The organism is Bacillus sp. BC05(2025) (genome assembly GCF_056725905.1).
On sequence record NZ_JBWYRA010000011.1, the window covers coordinates 101,701 to 118,358 of the forward strand.

Annotated in this window: 17 protein-coding genes; 5 read left to right on the forward strand and 12 right to left on the reverse strand. The window is 37.6% G+C overall.

The genetic code is table 11. From position 1 onward, the window contains the following. Window positions 1–4 precede the first annotated feature (4 nt). Window positions 5–643 carry a DUF2953 domain-containing protein gene (locus tag ACZ76X_RS24880; RefSeq protein WP_479851997.1) on the reverse strand — a complete coding sequence of 213 codons (639 nt, stop codon included), beginning with the start codon at window positions 641–643 and terminating at the stop codon, window positions 5–7. A 204-nt stretch (window positions 644–847) separates the two neighbouring features. On the opposite strand from ACZ76X_RS24880, the gene ACZ76X_RS24885 reads away from it, so the two are divergent. Further along, window positions 848–1,651 (forward strand): NAD kinase, encoded by an 804-nt coding sequence (locus ACZ76X_RS24885; protein ID WP_098670795.1) that lies wholly within the window; start codon window positions 848–850, stop codon window positions 1,649–1,651. A 122-nt stretch (window positions 1,652–1,773) separates the two neighbouring features. On the opposite strand, the gene ACZ76X_RS24890 is transcribed toward ACZ76X_RS24885, so the two are convergent. The 8 genes from ACZ76X_RS24890 to ACZ76X_RS24925 all read right to left on the reverse strand — a co-directional run bounded on the left by ACZ76X_RS24890 (window position 1,774) and on the right by ACZ76X_RS24925 (window position 11,373). Next, complete coding sequence (locus ACZ76X_RS24890) at window positions 1,774–3,342, reverse strand: amidohydrolase (RefSeq protein ID WP_479851998.1); 1,569 nt, start codon at window positions 3,340–3,342, stop codon at window positions 1,774–1,776. A gap of 69 nt (window positions 3,343–3,411) precedes the next feature. Further along, window positions 3,412–3,843, reverse strand: a complete 432-nt coding sequence (locus ACZ76X_RS24895; protein WP_098670797.1) for a VOC family protein — start codon at window positions 3,841–3,843, stop codon at window positions 3,412–3,414. 91 nt (window positions 3,844–3,934) lie between these two features. Next, entirely contained in the window at window positions 3,935–5,521 is a 1,587-nt protein-coding gene (mbcS, locus tag ACZ76X_RS24900; RefSeq protein ID WP_479851999.1) for an acyl-CoA synthetase MbcS, read from the reverse strand. 279 nt (window positions 5,522–5,800) lie between these two features. Continuing rightward, window positions 5,801–5,998, reverse strand: coding sequence for an alpha/beta-type small acid-soluble spore protein (locus tag ACZ76X_RS24905; RefSeq protein ID WP_000091639.1), 198 nt, complete (start codon window positions 5,996–5,998; stop codon window positions 5,801–5,803). An 80-nt stretch (window positions 5,999–6,078) separates the two neighbouring features. After that, complete coding sequence (thiI, locus tag ACZ76X_RS24910; RefSeq protein ID WP_306184565.1) at window positions 6,079–7,293, reverse strand: tRNA uracil 4-sulfurtransferase ThiI; 1,215 nt, start codon at window positions 7,291–7,293, stop codon at window positions 6,079–6,081. 6 nt (window positions 7,294–7,299) lie between these two features. Further along, entirely contained in the window at window positions 7,300–8,442 is a 1,143-nt protein-coding gene (locus ACZ76X_RS24915; RefSeq protein WP_000638965.1) for a cysteine desulfurase family protein, read from the reverse strand. Window positions 8,443–8,610: 168 nt separating this feature from the next. Further along, entirely contained in the window at window positions 8,611–10,323 is a 1,713-nt protein-coding gene (ezrA, locus tag ACZ76X_RS24920; RefSeq protein WP_479852000.1) for a septation ring formation regulator EzrA, read from the reverse strand. Between the two features lie 207 nt (window positions 10,324–10,530). Continuing rightward, window positions 10,531–11,373, reverse strand: coding sequence for a LysR family transcriptional regulator (locus ACZ76X_RS24925; RefSeq protein ID WP_479852001.1), 843 nt, complete (start codon window positions 11,371–11,373; stop codon window positions 10,531–10,533). Between the two features lie 124 nt (window positions 11,374–11,497). On the opposite strand from ACZ76X_RS24925, the gene ACZ76X_RS24930 reads away from it, so the two are divergent. After that, complete coding sequence (locus ACZ76X_RS24930; protein ID WP_479852002.1) at window positions 11,498–12,442, forward strand: DMT family transporter; 945 nt, start codon at window positions 11,498–11,500, stop codon at window positions 12,440–12,442. 11 nt (window positions 12,443–12,453) lie between these two features. On the opposite strand, the gene refZ is transcribed toward ACZ76X_RS24930, so the two are convergent. After that, on the reverse strand, window positions 12,454–13,092 hold the full coding sequence (refZ, locus tag ACZ76X_RS24935) for a forespore capture DNA-binding protein RefZ (RefSeq protein WP_479852003.1): 639 nt from the start codon (window positions 13,090–13,092) through the stop codon (window positions 12,454–12,456). Between the two features lie 147 nt (window positions 13,093–13,239). On the opposite strand from refZ, the gene ACZ76X_RS24940 reads away from it, so the two are divergent. Beyond that, complete coding sequence (locus ACZ76X_RS24940; protein ID WP_479852004.1) at window positions 13,240–13,719, forward strand: GAF domain-containing protein; 480 nt, start codon at window positions 13,240–13,242, stop codon at window positions 13,717–13,719. Window positions 13,720–13,780: 61 nt separating this feature from the next. Here the strand turns inward: ACZ76X_RS24940 and megL are convergent, their stop codons facing one another. Next, window positions 13,781–14,959 (reverse strand): methionine gamma-lyase, encoded by a 1,179-nt coding sequence (gene megL / locus ACZ76X_RS24945; protein WP_479852005.1) that lies wholly within the window; start codon window positions 14,957–14,959, stop codon window positions 13,781–13,783. A 399-nt stretch (window positions 14,960–15,358) separates the two neighbouring features. On the opposite strand from megL, the gene rpsD reads away from it, so the two are divergent. Beyond that, window positions 15,359–15,961, forward strand: coding sequence for a 30S ribosomal protein S4 (gene rpsD, locus ACZ76X_RS24950; protein ID WP_000135312.1), 603 nt, complete (start codon window positions 15,359–15,361; stop codon window positions 15,959–15,961). Window positions 15,962–16,014: 53 nt separating this feature from the next. On the opposite strand, the gene ACZ76X_RS24955 is transcribed toward rpsD, so the two are convergent. Continuing rightward, window positions 16,015–16,143, reverse strand: coding sequence for a hypothetical protein (locus tag ACZ76X_RS24955; protein WP_000050944.1), 129 nt, complete (start codon window positions 16,141–16,143; stop codon window positions 16,015–16,017). Window positions 16,144–16,293: 150 nt separating this feature from the next. Here ACZ76X_RS24955 and ACZ76X_RS24960 point away from each other — a divergent pair, with 150 nt between their 5' ends. Next, a complete protein-coding gene (locus ACZ76X_RS24960; protein WP_479852006.1) occupies window positions 16,294–16,596 on the forward strand; it encodes a YjdJ family protein in 303 nt (100 codons plus the stop codon). The last annotated feature ends 62 nt before the right edge of the window (window positions 16,597–16,658 follow it).

The following is a 16,658-nucleotide window of genomic DNA, read 5'->3' on the forward strand; positions in this document are numbered from 1 at the left end:
CCCCTTATGCTTGAACAGATTTTTCAGTCGTACCAGATCTTTGTTTTCTCATAAATACGAGTAATTTGATTCCTGTTTTTATAGCACGAAATATGCGAAAAGATGCCGTTAACTCACATCTTGATGCAAATCCTTTTCCTTGAAAAACAGGAGTAATTTCAAATTCTGGTACGTCTACAATATGCATATATTGTCCTACAACTCCAGCAGCCATTCCTTTTGTCCCCCATGCATATCCGGTGACAATTCCAGTGCTAGCCGCGTCGCCTGCTCCAATTTGCGTGTGCCATCTCCAACCATTGATTTTCACTCGTTTGAGAAAATCTTTAACAATAGTATGAACTTCTTGCAGCTTTTTTATCAGTTCCCCTATACTATCAAGTTGCGCTATAATTTTATTATCTAATCCACCATCTTCTTCAGCTTTCTCAATCTTTTGCCCTGTCTTCTTCTGTTGCTTTTCAATTCTTTCCAACACATCGAATGTATAGCGAACCATCCATATTTTTACTTGAAACAAACATTGCTTTTCCATTTCTGAATATAAAAATGTCACTTTAAGCTTTATTTTCGACAATAGTATAAGCAAAATAAAAAGGAGAAGAATTATTATTCCAATTACGAACCACTTCATACGTATCATCCTTTCACTCCGTACCCATTATCGACAAGTTTATTCATCATTAAACAGAATTTCATAAGATTGAATATAAAAATTTTTCTAAAAATAAAAAGGTTTTTTGACATTTTATATCGAAATATATTATTTGAACATATCATCGGGGAACGTATTTGGATGATATGTAGCACGAAGAACAGAAAATTAACTGCAGTGGAGGGATACATAATGGCAGATCGTCGCAATTTATTTTTCTTTTATGGTGATGACAAAGCAACGCTCGTTGAAAAAATGAAACCAATCTATCGTATTTTAGAAGAGAATGGATTTACCATATTAGATCATCCAAAAAATGCAAACGCTATTGTCAGTGTTGGAGATGATGCAACTTTCTTGCAAGCCGTTCGTAAAACTGGTTTTAGAGAAGATTGCTTATACGCAGGGATTTCTACGAAAGATGAAACTTCTTTCTACTGCGATTTCCACATTGATCACGTTGATACAGCCCTTCAAGAAATTACAAAAAATGAAATTGAAGTGCGAAAATATCCAACAATTGAAGTAGATGTGGATGGTAGCACATCTTTCCATTGTTTAAATGAGTTTTCATTACGTTCTAGCATTATTAAAACGTTCGTTGTAGATGTTCACGTTGATGATCTATATTTCGAAACATTTAGAGGGGACGGTTTAGTTGTTTCTACCCCAACAGGAAGTACAGCTTACAATAAATCATTACATGGTGCGGTTGTTGACCCACTTATTCCGTGCTTCCAAGTAAGCGAACTAGCGTCATTAAATAACAACACATACCGTACGCTCGGTTCACCGTTCATTTTAAATCACGAACGTACACTAACTTTAAAACTAAGACCAGACGGTAACGATTATCCTGTTATCGGTATGGATAATGAAGCGCTTAGCATTAAACAAGTAGAAAAAGCTGTTGTACGCTTAAGCGATAAACAAATTAAAACAGTTAAACTGAAAAACAATTCCTTCTGGGAAAAAGTACAGAGAACGTTTTTATAACATGAAAAAACCGCCGCATTATGATATTCCATAATGCGGCGGTTTTTTCTTTCGCTATCGGCCGCTATTTTTGTCATTTCCTGTCGGGAAATCAATATACTTTAATAATCGCTGATATATTTTCACGCATCTTTTCTATACACAATCTTCCCATCAATTACAGTCATCGCAGTTTGTACCTCTTTTATTTCTTCCGCCTCTATCTCAAAAATATCGCGGTCTAATATCGTAAAGTCCGCTTCATATCCTTTTGTAATCTGTCCTCGTTTCGCTTCTTTTCCGATTGCATAGGCACTTCCTGTCGTAAATAGAGAGACAGCCTCATATACGGTTAATCTTTCCTCTGGCATATAGCATACACCGTCAATAAAACTTCTACGTGTAACAGCGCTATATATGCCTAAAAACGGATTCACTTGTTCAATGGGTGCGTCAGACCCACCGTTGCAGTGTAATCCTGCTTCTAGTAACGTCTTCCACGCGTATGCATAACGAAGACGATGCTCGCCTAGTTTTTCAATGACTGACGGGAAGTCCGATGACAGAAAGACGGGCTGAATATCGATAATAGCCGGCAAGTGTTTCATTCTCTCAATCAACTCTTCACGAGCTAGCTGACAATGAATAATGCGGTCGCGTAATCCTTCTGCTGGTGGATATAATTCAAGCGCATCAATGACATATTCAAGAGATAAATCACCGATTGTATGAATCGCAACTGGCATATGTAAGTCTCGTGCTTTTTTCACTAACTCCGCAAGCTCTTTGCGCGAGAAGATTGCAACTCCATTTGTTTCCTGCGCATCTTCATACGGTTCACTTAATAAAGCGGTTCTTCCGCCAAAAGAACCGTCAGAAAAAATTTTCATCGCACCAAATTCAATATAGTGTTCATTTTCATATTCTTTTCGTTCATGTGCTACTTCATGGTGAACGAGTAAATGTGCTTTAAATGGCATATCCTTTATGACATGAGAAAACGCATTGTGCGTTTTTCTAAAGCCACCGTAATAATTTAAATCTTCCGTATGCCCACCAACGAGGCCATATTGCCAACAGTCTTTAATCGCTGTTTGCAAAGCCCTTTGTAAATAAGCTTCATCAATTTCAGGTTGTACATGTTTAATTAATTCTTGCCCTTGTTCATATAAAAGCCCCGTTAACATATTTGATGAATCACGGCCGATTTTCCCGCCTTTCGGGTCTTGCGTCATTTCTGTTATGTTTGCTTCTTGCAGTATGTATGAATTCACCCATGTAACGTGACGACAAACTCGCTTTAATAAAATTGGATGTTCTTTAGAGATTTCATCTAAATCACGTACATGAACTTGCTTTGTATCTGTAAAATTATTTTCATTCCAGCCTTCTCCAATAATCCAAGAACCTTTTGGTGCTTCTTCTACTCGTTTCCGAACGAGAGTCAGCACTTCACTGTAAGATGTACAATTTGATAAATCTAGACGAAGTAACCTCTCTCCATGCCCAATAAGATGCATATGACTATCAACGAGACCTGGAATCATTGTTTTCCCTTCTAAGTCGTACAACTTCACTTCTGAATATCGACTTTCTAGCTCTTCCTTATTCCCAGTATCAACAATCATACCGTTTTCAACATAAATTGCTTCTACTTTTTCATTCTCTTCTCGCATCGTGTAAATGGTGCCGCCATACCAAATTTCCCCCATATATCCCATCTCCTTTGTATTATTGTATAAAAAAAAGCACCATTTCAAAACATGGTGCTTTTCTAAACATTACTTTTGTTCAGTAGTAGACGTTGTAACTTGCCATTCAATATTAAATTTATCTTTTACTTGTCCGTATGCTGGGCTCCAGAATGTTTCTTGAAGTGGCATAATAACCTCTCCACCTTCTTGTAACTTATCGAATACTTCTTTCGCTTTTTCTGCATTATTAATTTGAATTGCGATTGTTACTTGAGATCCGATTGCATGCCCTTGACCTGGGAATGTATCAGAAATCATAAGGTCCGTATTACCAACTTTTAAAGTAGCATGTAAAACGCGCTCTTTCGCTTCAGCTGGAATCGGGTATTCTGGATTTTCAGGCATATCACCGAAGGTTTGCATGACTTCTACTTTTGCATCTAACGCCTCTTTATAAAATTGTACAGCTTCTTGCCCACTACCATCTAAAACTAAATACGGATTAATACCTAAAATCATACGGACACCTCTTTTTTTAATTTATAAACACGAACTTATGTTCGTTTTTATAATATCATATAGTTTACAGTTCATTCAACTATTTTCTAAATTATTTTGACGGAATCTCCATCTCTTGTTTTCTAAGTTCAATACGGCGAATTTTTCCAGAAATCGTTTTTGGTAGTTCATCTACAAATTCAATTTTGCGAGGGTATTTATATGGTGCAGTAAGTTCTTTGACGTGTTGTTGGAGTATTGGGATTAATGTTTCTTCGTTCTTTTCTATATTCTCTCTTAATACAATAAATGCCTTCACGACACTTCCACGAATTTCATCAGGGCTGGCGACAACTGCGCACTCTCTTACGTAAGGATGTTTTACAAGCGCGTCTTCTACTTCAAACGGCCCGATTGTATAACCAGAGCTAATAATAATATCATCACCGCGCCCTTCAAACCAGAAATAGCCGTCTTCATCTTTCTTCGCTTTATCGCCAGTAATATAATAATCACCGCGGAATTGCATCGCTGTGCGCTCATCGTCTTTATAATATTGTTTAAAGAGGGCTGGCGTTTCAATGTGAACTGCGATATCACCAACTTCTCCCACTTTAACTGGAATACCTTCTTCATTTACGATATCAACGTGGTTGCCTGGCGTTGGTTTTCCCATTGATCCTGGTCTAATATCCATCCCTTTCATTACACCAACAAGCAATGTATTTTCCGTTTGCCCATAGCCGTCTCTGACTGTAATATGAAAGTGCTTTTGGAACGTTTCAATAACTTCTCTATTTAACGGCTCACCTGCTGATACAGCGCTATGTAACGCTTCTAAATTGTACTGGCTTAAATTCTCTACTTTTGCCATTAATCTATACTCAGTCGGCGTACAACAAAGCACATTCACCTTATTATCGTCTAATAAATTTAAATATGTTTTCGGTTCAAATTTACCGTTGTATATAAATCCTGTTGCTCCTGATCCGAGAGTTGCTAAAAACGGGCTCCAAATCCACTTTTGCCAGCCTGGACTAGCCGTCGCCCACACAACATCATTCTCTTCTATTCCGAGCCAATTTGGAGCGCTCGTACGTAAATGAGCGTATGCCCACGCATGAGTATGAACAACACCCTTTGGGTTTCCTGTCGTCCCTGACGTGTAAGATAAAAAGACCATATCTTCTTTATCTGTCTTCGCCATTTCCAACATATCACTTTCTGTTTCTAACGCTGTTTTTAAATTAATCCATCCATCTACTGACTGCTCGCTCAGAACGAATTTTTGAAGAGACTCCATCGCTTCTATATCATCAAATTGTCCAATGTACGGTTCATAACTTACAATCGCTTTTACTTCCCCATGTCCAATGCGGTATTCGATATCTTTTTTGCGTAACATTTCCGAACTCGGAATTACGACAAATCCTGCTTTAATCGCAGCGATATACGTCATGTACGCTTCAATTAAGCGCGGCATCATAATGAGGAGCTTGTCCCCTTTTTGCAGACCACTCTTTATAAAAGCGTTTCCAATTTTATTCGCACCTTGCATAAGCTCAGCGTATGTAACTTCTCTTCTATTCCCTTTATCATCTTGCCAGATTAAAGCAAGCTTATCTTTATCCCCTATATATTTCTCTATTTCAGAAACTAAATTATAAGACGGTGGCGCCAACAATTCCTCTCTTTTCATAAACATCCTCCTTTTTCTTTATGCCTCCCTTATATAATAAAGAATTTTCTGTCTATTTTGAACCCTCTTCTTTTGACAAATTTTTCAGTTCTGTCGAATTGGTAAATGAAATTATATCGACGATTTTTCAAATATATCGAACACAACCTGGGATTTATCAACGAAAAATTGAATATATCGACGTTTCGACAAAGGATATCGACTTACTGACAAATAGCGACATGACAACAAAAAGAAAGAGCGGGAGAACCCGCTCTTTCTAAGCCATCTTATATGGGATTATTTTTGGAAACCGCCTAATTGTTGCTCAGCTAGTGAAACTAGACGTTTAGTGATTTCACCACCAACAGAACCGTTAGCGCGAGCTGTTGCATCTGCTCCAAGTTGAACACCAAACTCTTGAGCGATTTCGTATTTCATTTGGTCTAATGCTGATTCAGCACCAGGAACCGCTAATTTATTTGTGCTACGTGACATGTTATATCACCTCCTTGTGAGTATAGAGTGTGATAAATAACATGACTTCATACACGATTTAGATATGGTAATTTATGGTTTTAGAAAAGTTCTTCGAATTTTTCTTCTTCCGCCACTACTTCTACCGTTTGTAATACCATTGTTTCTTTGTTCGCTACAGCTTCATCGATTAATGGTGTGAAATCATATTTCGCTTCAAAACGATTCGCTTTTTCACGCTTTGGCTTCGTCGCTGGGCTTGCTGGTGTGAATACTGTACAGCAATCTTCGTACGGACGAATTGAAATATCATATGTGCCAATTTCTTCAGCGATTTTAATAATTTCTAATTTATCCATTGTAATAAGCGGACGAATAACTGGATAATTTGTTACTTCGTTAATCGTGTGCATACTATCTAACGTTTGGCTTGCTACTTGTCCAAGACTTTCACCAGTCGTAATTGCAAGTGCATTACGCTCCTCTGCGATACGCTCTGTAATACGCATCATCATACGGCGCATAACTGTCATTGAATAGCTAGATGGAATTTCTTTATTGATCGTTTTTTGCACTTCTGTAAATGGAACAAGGTGAAGTGTTACACGTTTACAGTATTTCGTTAGCTCTTGTGCTAAATCGATTACTTTTTGTTTCGCGCGATCGCTTGTGAAAGGTGGGCTATGGAAGTGAACTGCTTCCACTGATACGCCGCGTTTCATCGTTAAGTACGCAGCTACTGGGCTATCGATACCACCAGAAAGAAGTACCATTACTTTTCCGCCAACGCCAACTGGTAAACCGCCAGCTCCCATACGCTCGTCGCACATAATATAGCTGTAACCACTGCGAATTTCTACACGTACGTTTACATCTGGATTATGAACATCTACTGTAATATCTTCAGTATTTTCTAGAATGTGGCCACCAATCTCAGGTAATAATTCCATCGTTCTCATTGGGAAATGCTTATAAGAACGGTGTACGGTAATTTTAAATGTTTTCACATCGCCTTTTACTTGTAAGAAAGCTGCTAATGCACCTTTTTTAATATCTTCTAATTCTGACGGTACTTTCATCGCTAAGTTAAACTTATGAATACCAAATACGTCTTTTAATCTTTCAGAAATCGCTTCATGATCTTCACCATTTAATTGGATGTACATACGGTCATGCGTTGCATCGATTTTAATATTTGGGAATTTTTTCAGTTTGAACTTCACGTTATCTTTTAATGTGCTTACAAATTTAGAACGGTTCTTACCTTTAGTCGTCATCTCTCCATAACGAACTAAAATATATTCATATGTCATCATATTCCTTTACCTCATCACTTCATATAATTTTGGCATTGTTTCTTTCACAATACCTTCAAATTGTTTTACTTCTTCCATCGTGTTTTCTGGTGCCAAACTAATGCGAATAGCACTTGCGGCAGCCGCATGCGGTACGCCCATTGACACTAACACTCTGCTCACTTCATTTGCTTTTGAAGAACAAGCAGACTTCGTTGATACATATACACCGTGTTCTTCTAAAGCATGAACGACCACTTCTGGTTTTAAACCTACAAATGATACATTTAAAATGTGCGGTGCTGCGTATGCAAGCGACGTATTAATCGTTACATCTTCCATCTCTTTAAAGAAACGAACAAGCTCTGCTTGTAAACTTTGTAAATGAGCTACCTTTTCTTTCACTTGTTCCATTGTCATGCGAAGTGCTTTCACCATCGCTACAATACCAGGTAAGTTTTCTGTACCAGAGCGATACTTCAGCTCTTGTTGACCACCTGATAAAATTGGATCTAACCTTACGCCATCACGTACATAAAGAAGACCCGTTCCTTTTACACTGTGGAATTTATGTCCAGATATTGAGCAAAGATCAATATGAGAAGCATATAAATTAAGCGGTACTTTTCCTATCCCTTGTACATGGTCCACATGGAATCTTATTTTCGGATAGTTCGATAATAACGTTCCGATCTCAGCAACAGGCTGAATTGCTCCAGTCTCGTTGTTCACGTGAATAATTGACACAAGAATCGTATCTTCACGAAGTGCCCGTTTTACATCCTCTACCGATACAACACCATGCTCATTAACCGGTAAATATGTTACATCAAAACCGAGATCTTCTAATTGTTTATATGCTTCAAACACAGACGCGTGTTCAATATTTGTTGTAATGATATGTTTACCGCGCGAACGATTCCTCATCGCTATCCCTTTAATCGCAAGGTTATTCCCTTCCGTTCCACCTGATGTGAAAATAATCTCAGAAGGTTTAACATGAAGAAGCTGCGCTGCAATTGTTCTTGATTGTGTTAATAGACGCTCTGCCTCTCCTCCAAGCGAATGAATAGAAGAAGGATTCCCAAAATATTTCCCTGCAACCGTTACGTACGATTGAAGAGCTTCTGGATATGGCTTTGTCGTCGCACTATTATCAAAATAGATCATCGTTCTTCCCCTTTCAGCGCTGTCACATCATATAATCATATCACAAATACGTGTCATTACGCTAAGACTACTAAAAGGTTCCGTTATATTTTAAAACGAATAACCTTACTGTATTCCGCTATTCATTATAGCAACATCGCCCTCAAATTTACACAAAAAAACAAACCCTTATGAAAGGGTTTGTTCATTGTCTACATATTCAGCTATTTTTTGAACAACGCCAGGCTCAAGTTGCTCTAGTACAGAAGCCGCTTGTTCTAAAGCAGCATCGTATTGATATTCACGGAATAATTTCTCCGCATAATTTAAGCTCTCTGCAAGGTTTTCATCATGACTGCGGTAACGATTACCGTATTGAATTAATTTTTCAACTAAATACGCTTGTCCAATTAACTCTTCTGTCATTTCAGCTACACCATTAACAGTTTTGTACGCTTCTTCTAAACTGCTATTTACAGCATTCATATTTAACGGCTTCACTTCTAATTGCTCATATACAGCTTGCATTGCCATTTGTCCTCTTTTTAAATCTTCCATAATACTCTCTGGAAGACCTGGCAAATTCGACTTTTGCATAAAGCGTTTCGTTTCAAAAATAGTATTTCGCATTTCTTGTAACTTCTCACGCGCTTCAAATTCTTCTTTACGCATCGTTTGCAGCATTTCTTTATATTCTGCATGAAGTACTTTTAAAGTTTCACATTGCTCATAAATCTCTTCTAGTTCCTCACGAATGATAGAGAAAGCAATATCTTGTTCAGCAACACGTAATTGCAACATTTCAAAACGTTTCATTAAAATGTGCATTTGCTTTTCAATTACTTTTTGAGACTCAATGTCCTTATCTTGTAACTGGTAACTTTGTTTCACAAGCTGTGTTTCTGCTTTTGTTTCAATCGTTTCAGTGCGAATTTCTTCTAAATCTTCATAAACAGAAAGTGTTTTTTGCTCCACATAATGTCTCGCATGTACTTCTTGTTCTAGTTGATCATAGAAGCCATCTAAAATCGTTTTTAAGTTTTCTACTTTTTCAGCCGCTTCCGTTATGTGAAGCTCCTGTATATCCATTAAACATGTTTGTAGTTGTTTCTTCATATCACGAACTTCTTTAGGGATCTCCAAATACTCTAATACATAACCTTGTCTTACCATATCATTATGTCCGTGTAATAAATCTTCCAGCTGAACTGGTAACGTCGCTTGACACTCTACCAATAAATCTGGAATTTGGTGAATAATGATTTCTAAATCTGCTAAACCTTCTTCCAAACTAATAACAATTTCTCTCGCTTTTAAATAGTCACCATTATTTGTCGCTTCTTCAAAGCTTTTGAATTTCTCAGACTCAGCGTCTAGCATCTCTTCAATTTTCTGCTCCGCTGCCCCATACATATGTCTATGAGCAAGAACACTCTTCTTCATACTACGATATGTATCACGTAACCCTTCAATTTCTGAGCTATTTTTTTCATGGCTTTCTAACAATTGCTGTAATTCATTTAAAATGTCTGTAATACGATTATCAGCGTCATCTAAACCACTTATGGATTCATTCATCGCATGCTTTGCTTTTCGGAAGGAGAATTGCGAGGCGAATTTTCGCGCTTGCGCTAAATCTTTGTCAGCTTTCGGAAGGGTTGTTGAGACAATCTCATCCCATTCTTCACGCCATTTACCAAACAGTTCTTCTGTTTGACCCGTCATATTTAAATCTTTTACCCGCTTTAGTTCATCTGCCACAGGTTTATCTTTTATCTCTTGTTTCCACTGCTCAAGTGCTTCAATATCTTTATATGAACGATTTCTTATCACAAGCTCTATCATGAGCAGCACTAGAATAGAGCTTACTACAATGATAACGATCGTCAGGATAGAATCCATGCAAAAAAGCCTCCTAGTTATATCTCTTTTTTTGTCCGTTCCGTTTATGAAATGGAAGGCATTATGTATAAAAAGGGAATCCCCCTATATTTAACAACTAACAATGTACTAATCATACCATGTAATGGTTTGTTTTTGACCTAGTTTTTTTTAAAATTTCATGTTTCTTTCAATGCAATTGTAATCTTTCTCAATATTCCGTTTGGATTACCTCTCATCATCAAATGAATGCACTAAACGGCCTTCTTCCATATGAGATGCGAAATAAATTTTGCGCACAAGTGGCGGCTCAACGGAAATCGCATGCACATTTCCTTGGCTTACCGCTTGCTCTACTGACATTTCTGGAAGTAACGTGATACCAAGTCCAGCACCGACCATCGCAAGCATCGGTTCTGCATAAGAAGTTTCAAATGCAATGATTGGTTTCGCACCTATCCCTTGAAACATATTTGTAATCATTTTTCTTACATCACAAATTTCTGGATATACGATTAACTTTTCATTTTGCAAATCTTCCATTCGGATTACTGTTTTCTCTTTATAAAGATGATCATTTGAAACGACACAAACAATTTTTTCTTCTCGTATTTCTTTTATACACGCAGCGCCTTCTACTACCGAATCGATGAACATTGCTTCAATCTTTCGGTCTTTAAAGAGTCCCATTAATACTTTCGTATGCTCAATTTTCCATTCTACTTCGAATCCTTCACCTAACACATCATTACATTTCGATATATAATGTGCTGCTAAACTCGGCAATATGCCTATAGAAATTTTCCGCTTTTCTTGAAAATTTTTCATTTCTTCTTTCACTTCATATATGTGTTCCAAAATCGGTAACATTCTTTTTATAAATAACTCCCCAGCCTCTGTTAACTCCACTCCTTGCGCGGAACGCTTCAGTAAAGTAACCTCTAAATGCGCTTCTAATCTTTGAATTTGCTTACTAAGCGCCGGTTGAGAAATATGTAAAAGCCTACTCGCCTTCGATAAGCTTCGCGTATTCTTTACTTCAATAAACGATCGTACTGCCTCTAAATCCATCGTACACACCTCTAACAAAAAGTTATAACTGTCATAAAAAATCGATATTTCCTTCTATAAACAATTACTCTTTATACTTATTTCATCAACTTACTATAACGAAATGTAAAGGGGAAAGATACTCTTGGATAAAAAACAAATGCTACTCGGCTCCCTCCTATGCCTACTTGCCGTCACTTCTTGGGGGTTCATGTTTCCTGTCATGGCAAATGCCCTGCAGTTTATCGATCCGTTCTTTTTCACAACTATCCGATACGGATCAGCAGCTATTATTTTTCTTATTTTGCTACTCATCACTGAAGGGAAAACTTCACTCCGCTTAGAGAAAAGAACACTTTCTTTATTCTTTTACGGAACTGTCGGTTTCGCTGGATATGGTTTTCTCATTTTTTACGGTCAACAACTTGTCGGACCTGCTGGAGCCATCCATGCCGCGATGATTCAATCTCTTATGCCACTCATCGCTGTATTATTGCAGTGGATAGCAAAAAACAAACGTCCACAAAACTATACATTCCTTTGTATGTTCGTTGCACTAATCGGTGTTATGCTTGTCATTTCAAAGGGAAATATTCACTTATTATTTGGAGCTGCCAGTCACCTCTCAACAAATATACTTATGCTATGCGGCGTGACTTGCTGGGTCATTTACACGAACGGCGGTGCTCGTTTTCAATCTTGGTCACCACTTAGGTACACGACGTTAACTTGTTTATTCGGCTCAATTTCACTCATCGTCATTGTCACCTTCTTCACTTATACAAACATCGTTACTGTGCCGTCACTACGTACAATTATGAACGTTCGTTTTGAACTCTTATATATGTCGATTATTGCAGGTGTTATCGCTGTATTTTGCTGGAACACAGGAAATCGCTATATTTCATCTATTAACGGCATATTATTTATGAATTTAGTTCCTGTACTTGCACTGATCGGTTCCATCTTTCGAGGTTATACAGTCGACAAAATTGAAATTGCCGGAGCCTCATTAACAATTATCGCGCTATTATGCAACAATGTATGGCAAAGAAAAGAAAGCACAAAAATCCCCACCTCAGTTCGTTAGGTGGGGATTTCTCACATATGAACAGCTCTTGGCCATTCCTGATACATATTCGTTATACATAACGTTTGTTCCATCCATTGTTCAATTTCTTTCGTGTACATTTCTAAGAAAAATGTCTCAGACGGAAAAGAATGCAGCACTTCTGATATATATTGCGGATATAAAAACGGCATATTCATCATGCCTTTTAATTGCGTCATAAACATTGTAAAAGATACCTTCTTAAACTCTCGTTTCATTTGTCCTTGCTTTATGATTTGCTCTATATAATATCTTTCTTTAGAAAAATAAACAGTCATCACTTCGCGAATTAATGTCGTATCAAGCGACAGCTCTCGATAAAAGAAACGTGTCAGTTCCCTATTTTCAAATTGATATCGTAAAATCCCGCGCACCATTTGCACCATCACATCTTTAGCCGACAAATATTCTCTCTGTTCAAAGGACGTTTCAATCACATGAATATACCCTTCTAAAAAATTAGTAATAAGCTGCTCTAATAGGCCTTGCTTTCCAGCAAAATAATATGAAATATTCGCTACATTCACATCCGCTCGCTTTGCAATGTCTCGCACCGACGTTCCATCATAACCTTTCGTATTAAACAACGATATTGCCGCATCAATTACTTTTTGTTTCGTCTGTTTCATGCGCTCACTTCCTCTCACTGAACAGCTATAGTTTAAATTTCTTGACTTTTAAGACAAATTCCTTTAATTTTCTATCGACAAAGTCATGTGAAATACATCGTATTTTGCTAATATTTTACACATCTCGATAAAAAAGGAGCTGTTTCCATGTTTACTAAAGAAAGTTATGCAGGATCTCGCGTGCAGCAATATGAGACAGTAATTAAACAACTGGATGCATTATTAACTGGCGAATTAAACGTAGTCGCAAACTTATCAAATGCGTCCGCATTATTAAACCAATTTTTAGATCGTGTCAATTGGGTTGGCTTTTACGTAACAGAAGGAAATCAGCTTGTTCTTGGACCATTCCAAGGAATGCCTGCTTGCGTACGCATTCCGTTTGGACGAGGCGTTTGCGGCGTTGCAGCTGAAACGAAAACAACGCAGCTTGTAGCAGACGTTCATCAATTCCCAGGGCATATCGCTTGCGACAGTGCTTCGAATTCAGAAATTGTCGTACCGATTATTAAGGATGGGAATGTCATTGGTGTACTTGATATTGATAGTCCTGAAAAAAATCGTTTCGACGAAGTAGATCAGCGCTATTTAGAAAAGTTTGTGGAAACACTCCTAAAACATATGTAACAAAAAAGAGCTAGTTATCGATTAAGTACATTACGTACAAAACCGATAGCTAGCTCTTTTTTTATTGATTACTAACAGTAGATATTTTCTTTAACGCTTGCTCTAAATCAGAAACGATATCCTCCCACGATTCTAAACCGACAGATAAACGTATTAAATTATCATAAATGCCCATTTCTTGTCTTAACGCAGCTGGAATCGCAGCGTGCGTCATCGTTGCCGGGTGCTGAATTAACGTTTCTGTATCTCCTAAACTTACCGCAATTGTAATAAAGTGAAGGTCATTAATAAACGCCTGCGTCTCTTCTTTCCCGCCTTTAATTGAAAAAGATATAACGCCGCCGCCCCGTTTCATTTGGCGAGATGCTAACTCTCCTTCTGGATACCAAACTCCTTCTACCGCATCATAATTTTTCAGGAACGATACAATCTTTTCTGCATTATCACAATGACGGTCCATCCTTACCGCTAGCGTCTTTAATCCGCGTAACAATAACCATGCATCAAACGGTGCCATAATACCGCCGATATCTTTGCGCATCGGGCGAATTTTTTCAGCTAACGCTTTCGTTTTACAAATTGTTACACCCGCTACAACATCACCGTGACCTCCAATATATTTCGTCGCGCTATGCACAACTGCGTCACAGCCAAGTTCAAGTGGTCTTTGTAAATAAGGTGAACAAAACGTATTATCAACAATGACAAGTAAACCATTTCGCTTCGCAACCCGAATGACTTGTTTTAAATCAATTAATTTCATCGTTGGATTAATCGGTGTTTCAACGAAAATAATCTTTGTATTTGGACGGATTTTATTTTCAATATCAGTCTCTGTCTCCATATCACAAAACGAATGCGTAATCATAAATTTCTCTTCTAACACTTCTAAAAATCCGTACGTGCACCCATATAATCCATTTGAACAAATAATATGATCTCCAGCTTTTAGAAAGCCAATTAACGTTGCAGAAATAGCTGCCATACCGGATCCGAAAGCAAGTGCTTCTTCTCCTCCTTCTAACACCGCCATACGTTCTTCAAATAATTTTACAGTTGGATTTCCAAGTCTTGAGTAAATATAAGATGGATCCACTCCCGCAAAACTCGCCTCTCCTTGCTGCGCAGTCTCAAATGTAAATGTAGATGTTTGAAATAAAGGTGGTGTTAAACTTCCTTTATGTTCCTCTGATGTATACCCGTGATGAATTAACGCTGTCTCCATATGCTTCTTTTTCATAAAAACATCCCCTTTTATGTTTTTACTGCCGCATATTCATCAACAAAAAATTAATGAACATTTTTTACTACATTTTATGTAAGCGTTTTATTTGTGTTTCTATCTCTTCTTTTATATCGTTTTAAATTCCTTCTTGTTCATTTCCAAAATTTATATGCATAAAACAAAAACGTACTCGCTTGACGAAACTCTGGGTAAAAGATATAATAGCGTTTGTGTAAAATAAAAAGGCAGCCTTGTAATGTGAGTTTATCGTTTGTATTTTGTTCCTCTACGGAGGTGTATCTCGTAACTCCCTGCTGCTGGAGCGAAGGTACATGAAAACAAAATGCCCGTAAATATCGATTACGTCTGTTTTTATTTTACGTAAATAAAAACATTTTAAAGGAGGAGTCAACTATGGCTCGTTATACAGGTCCAGCTTGGAAACTGTCTCGTCGTCTTGGAATCTCTCTAAGCGGCACAGGAAAAGAATTAGAAAAACGCCCTTACGCACCAGGTCCTCACGGTCCTAACCAACGTAAGAAACTTTCAGAATACGGTTTACAATTACAAGAGAAACAAAAACTTCGTCACATGTACGGCATGACTGAGCGTCAATTCCGTCGCACATTTGACCAAGCAGGTAAAATGCCTGGTAAGCACGGCGAAAACTTCATGATCCTTCTTGAAGCTCGTCTTGACAACTTAGTTTACCGTATGGGCTTAGCTCGCACTCGTCGTGCAGCTCGCCAATTAGTAAACCACGGTCACATCATGGTTGATGGCGCTCGCGTAGATATCCCATCTTACCGTGTAAAACCTGGTCAAACTATCAGCGTTCGCGAAAAATCTAACAACCTTGTTGTTGTTAAAGAAGCGATCGAAGTTAACAACTTCGTACCAGAATACTTAACTTTCGATGCTGACAAATTAGAAGCTACTTACACTCGTCACGCTGAGCGTTCTGAGTTACCAGCTGAAATCAACGAAGCATTAATCGTAGAGTTCTACTCTCGTTAATGACAAAAAGCCAATCCTGTGGATTGGCTTTTTTCGTTATATATAAAATAAAGTTATTTATTTTCCTCTTTCTGAACATATACATAAGCATCTTTCTGCTCTTTATGTACATCCACCTTCGAATTCTCTGCAAGCTGACCCGCGTTTAGCAAAGAAAAAATAATAAGCGCTTCTAGTGACATTTTGTTTTACCACTCCTTTCTAATTGTTATACATTTATCATACCGCTTACATGTGATTTCCGTATGAACTCGAAAAGGAGATTACAACAAAAAGGTTACAGAAATATGAATGCACGCTATAATAACCATAAAATAGGAGGTTGATTCATTTTGACAATAAACCAAATGGTTCAATTGGGTAGTGCATGTATGTTCTTTATTACTTCCGCGCTTATTAATTGGTATCAGGGGAGTAATTTAATAGATGATCCTGATGAATGGAAATATAGCGCTAAGTTTACGAATTACTTTAAAGGCACCGTTTCAAATTACGAAGATATTTATCAAATCGATTTCTTTATATATGCAGCAAAATTTTATCCAGCAGCATTTATTGTTATGCTCATTAGCTTACTTTATATGCTCGTATTAATTCTTCATATTCTATTTACAAGAACTCGTAAAGTAATCTAAATTCATACATAAAAACCCCGAATCATAAACTTTTCAGCCTACAATTCGGGGTACTATTTGTT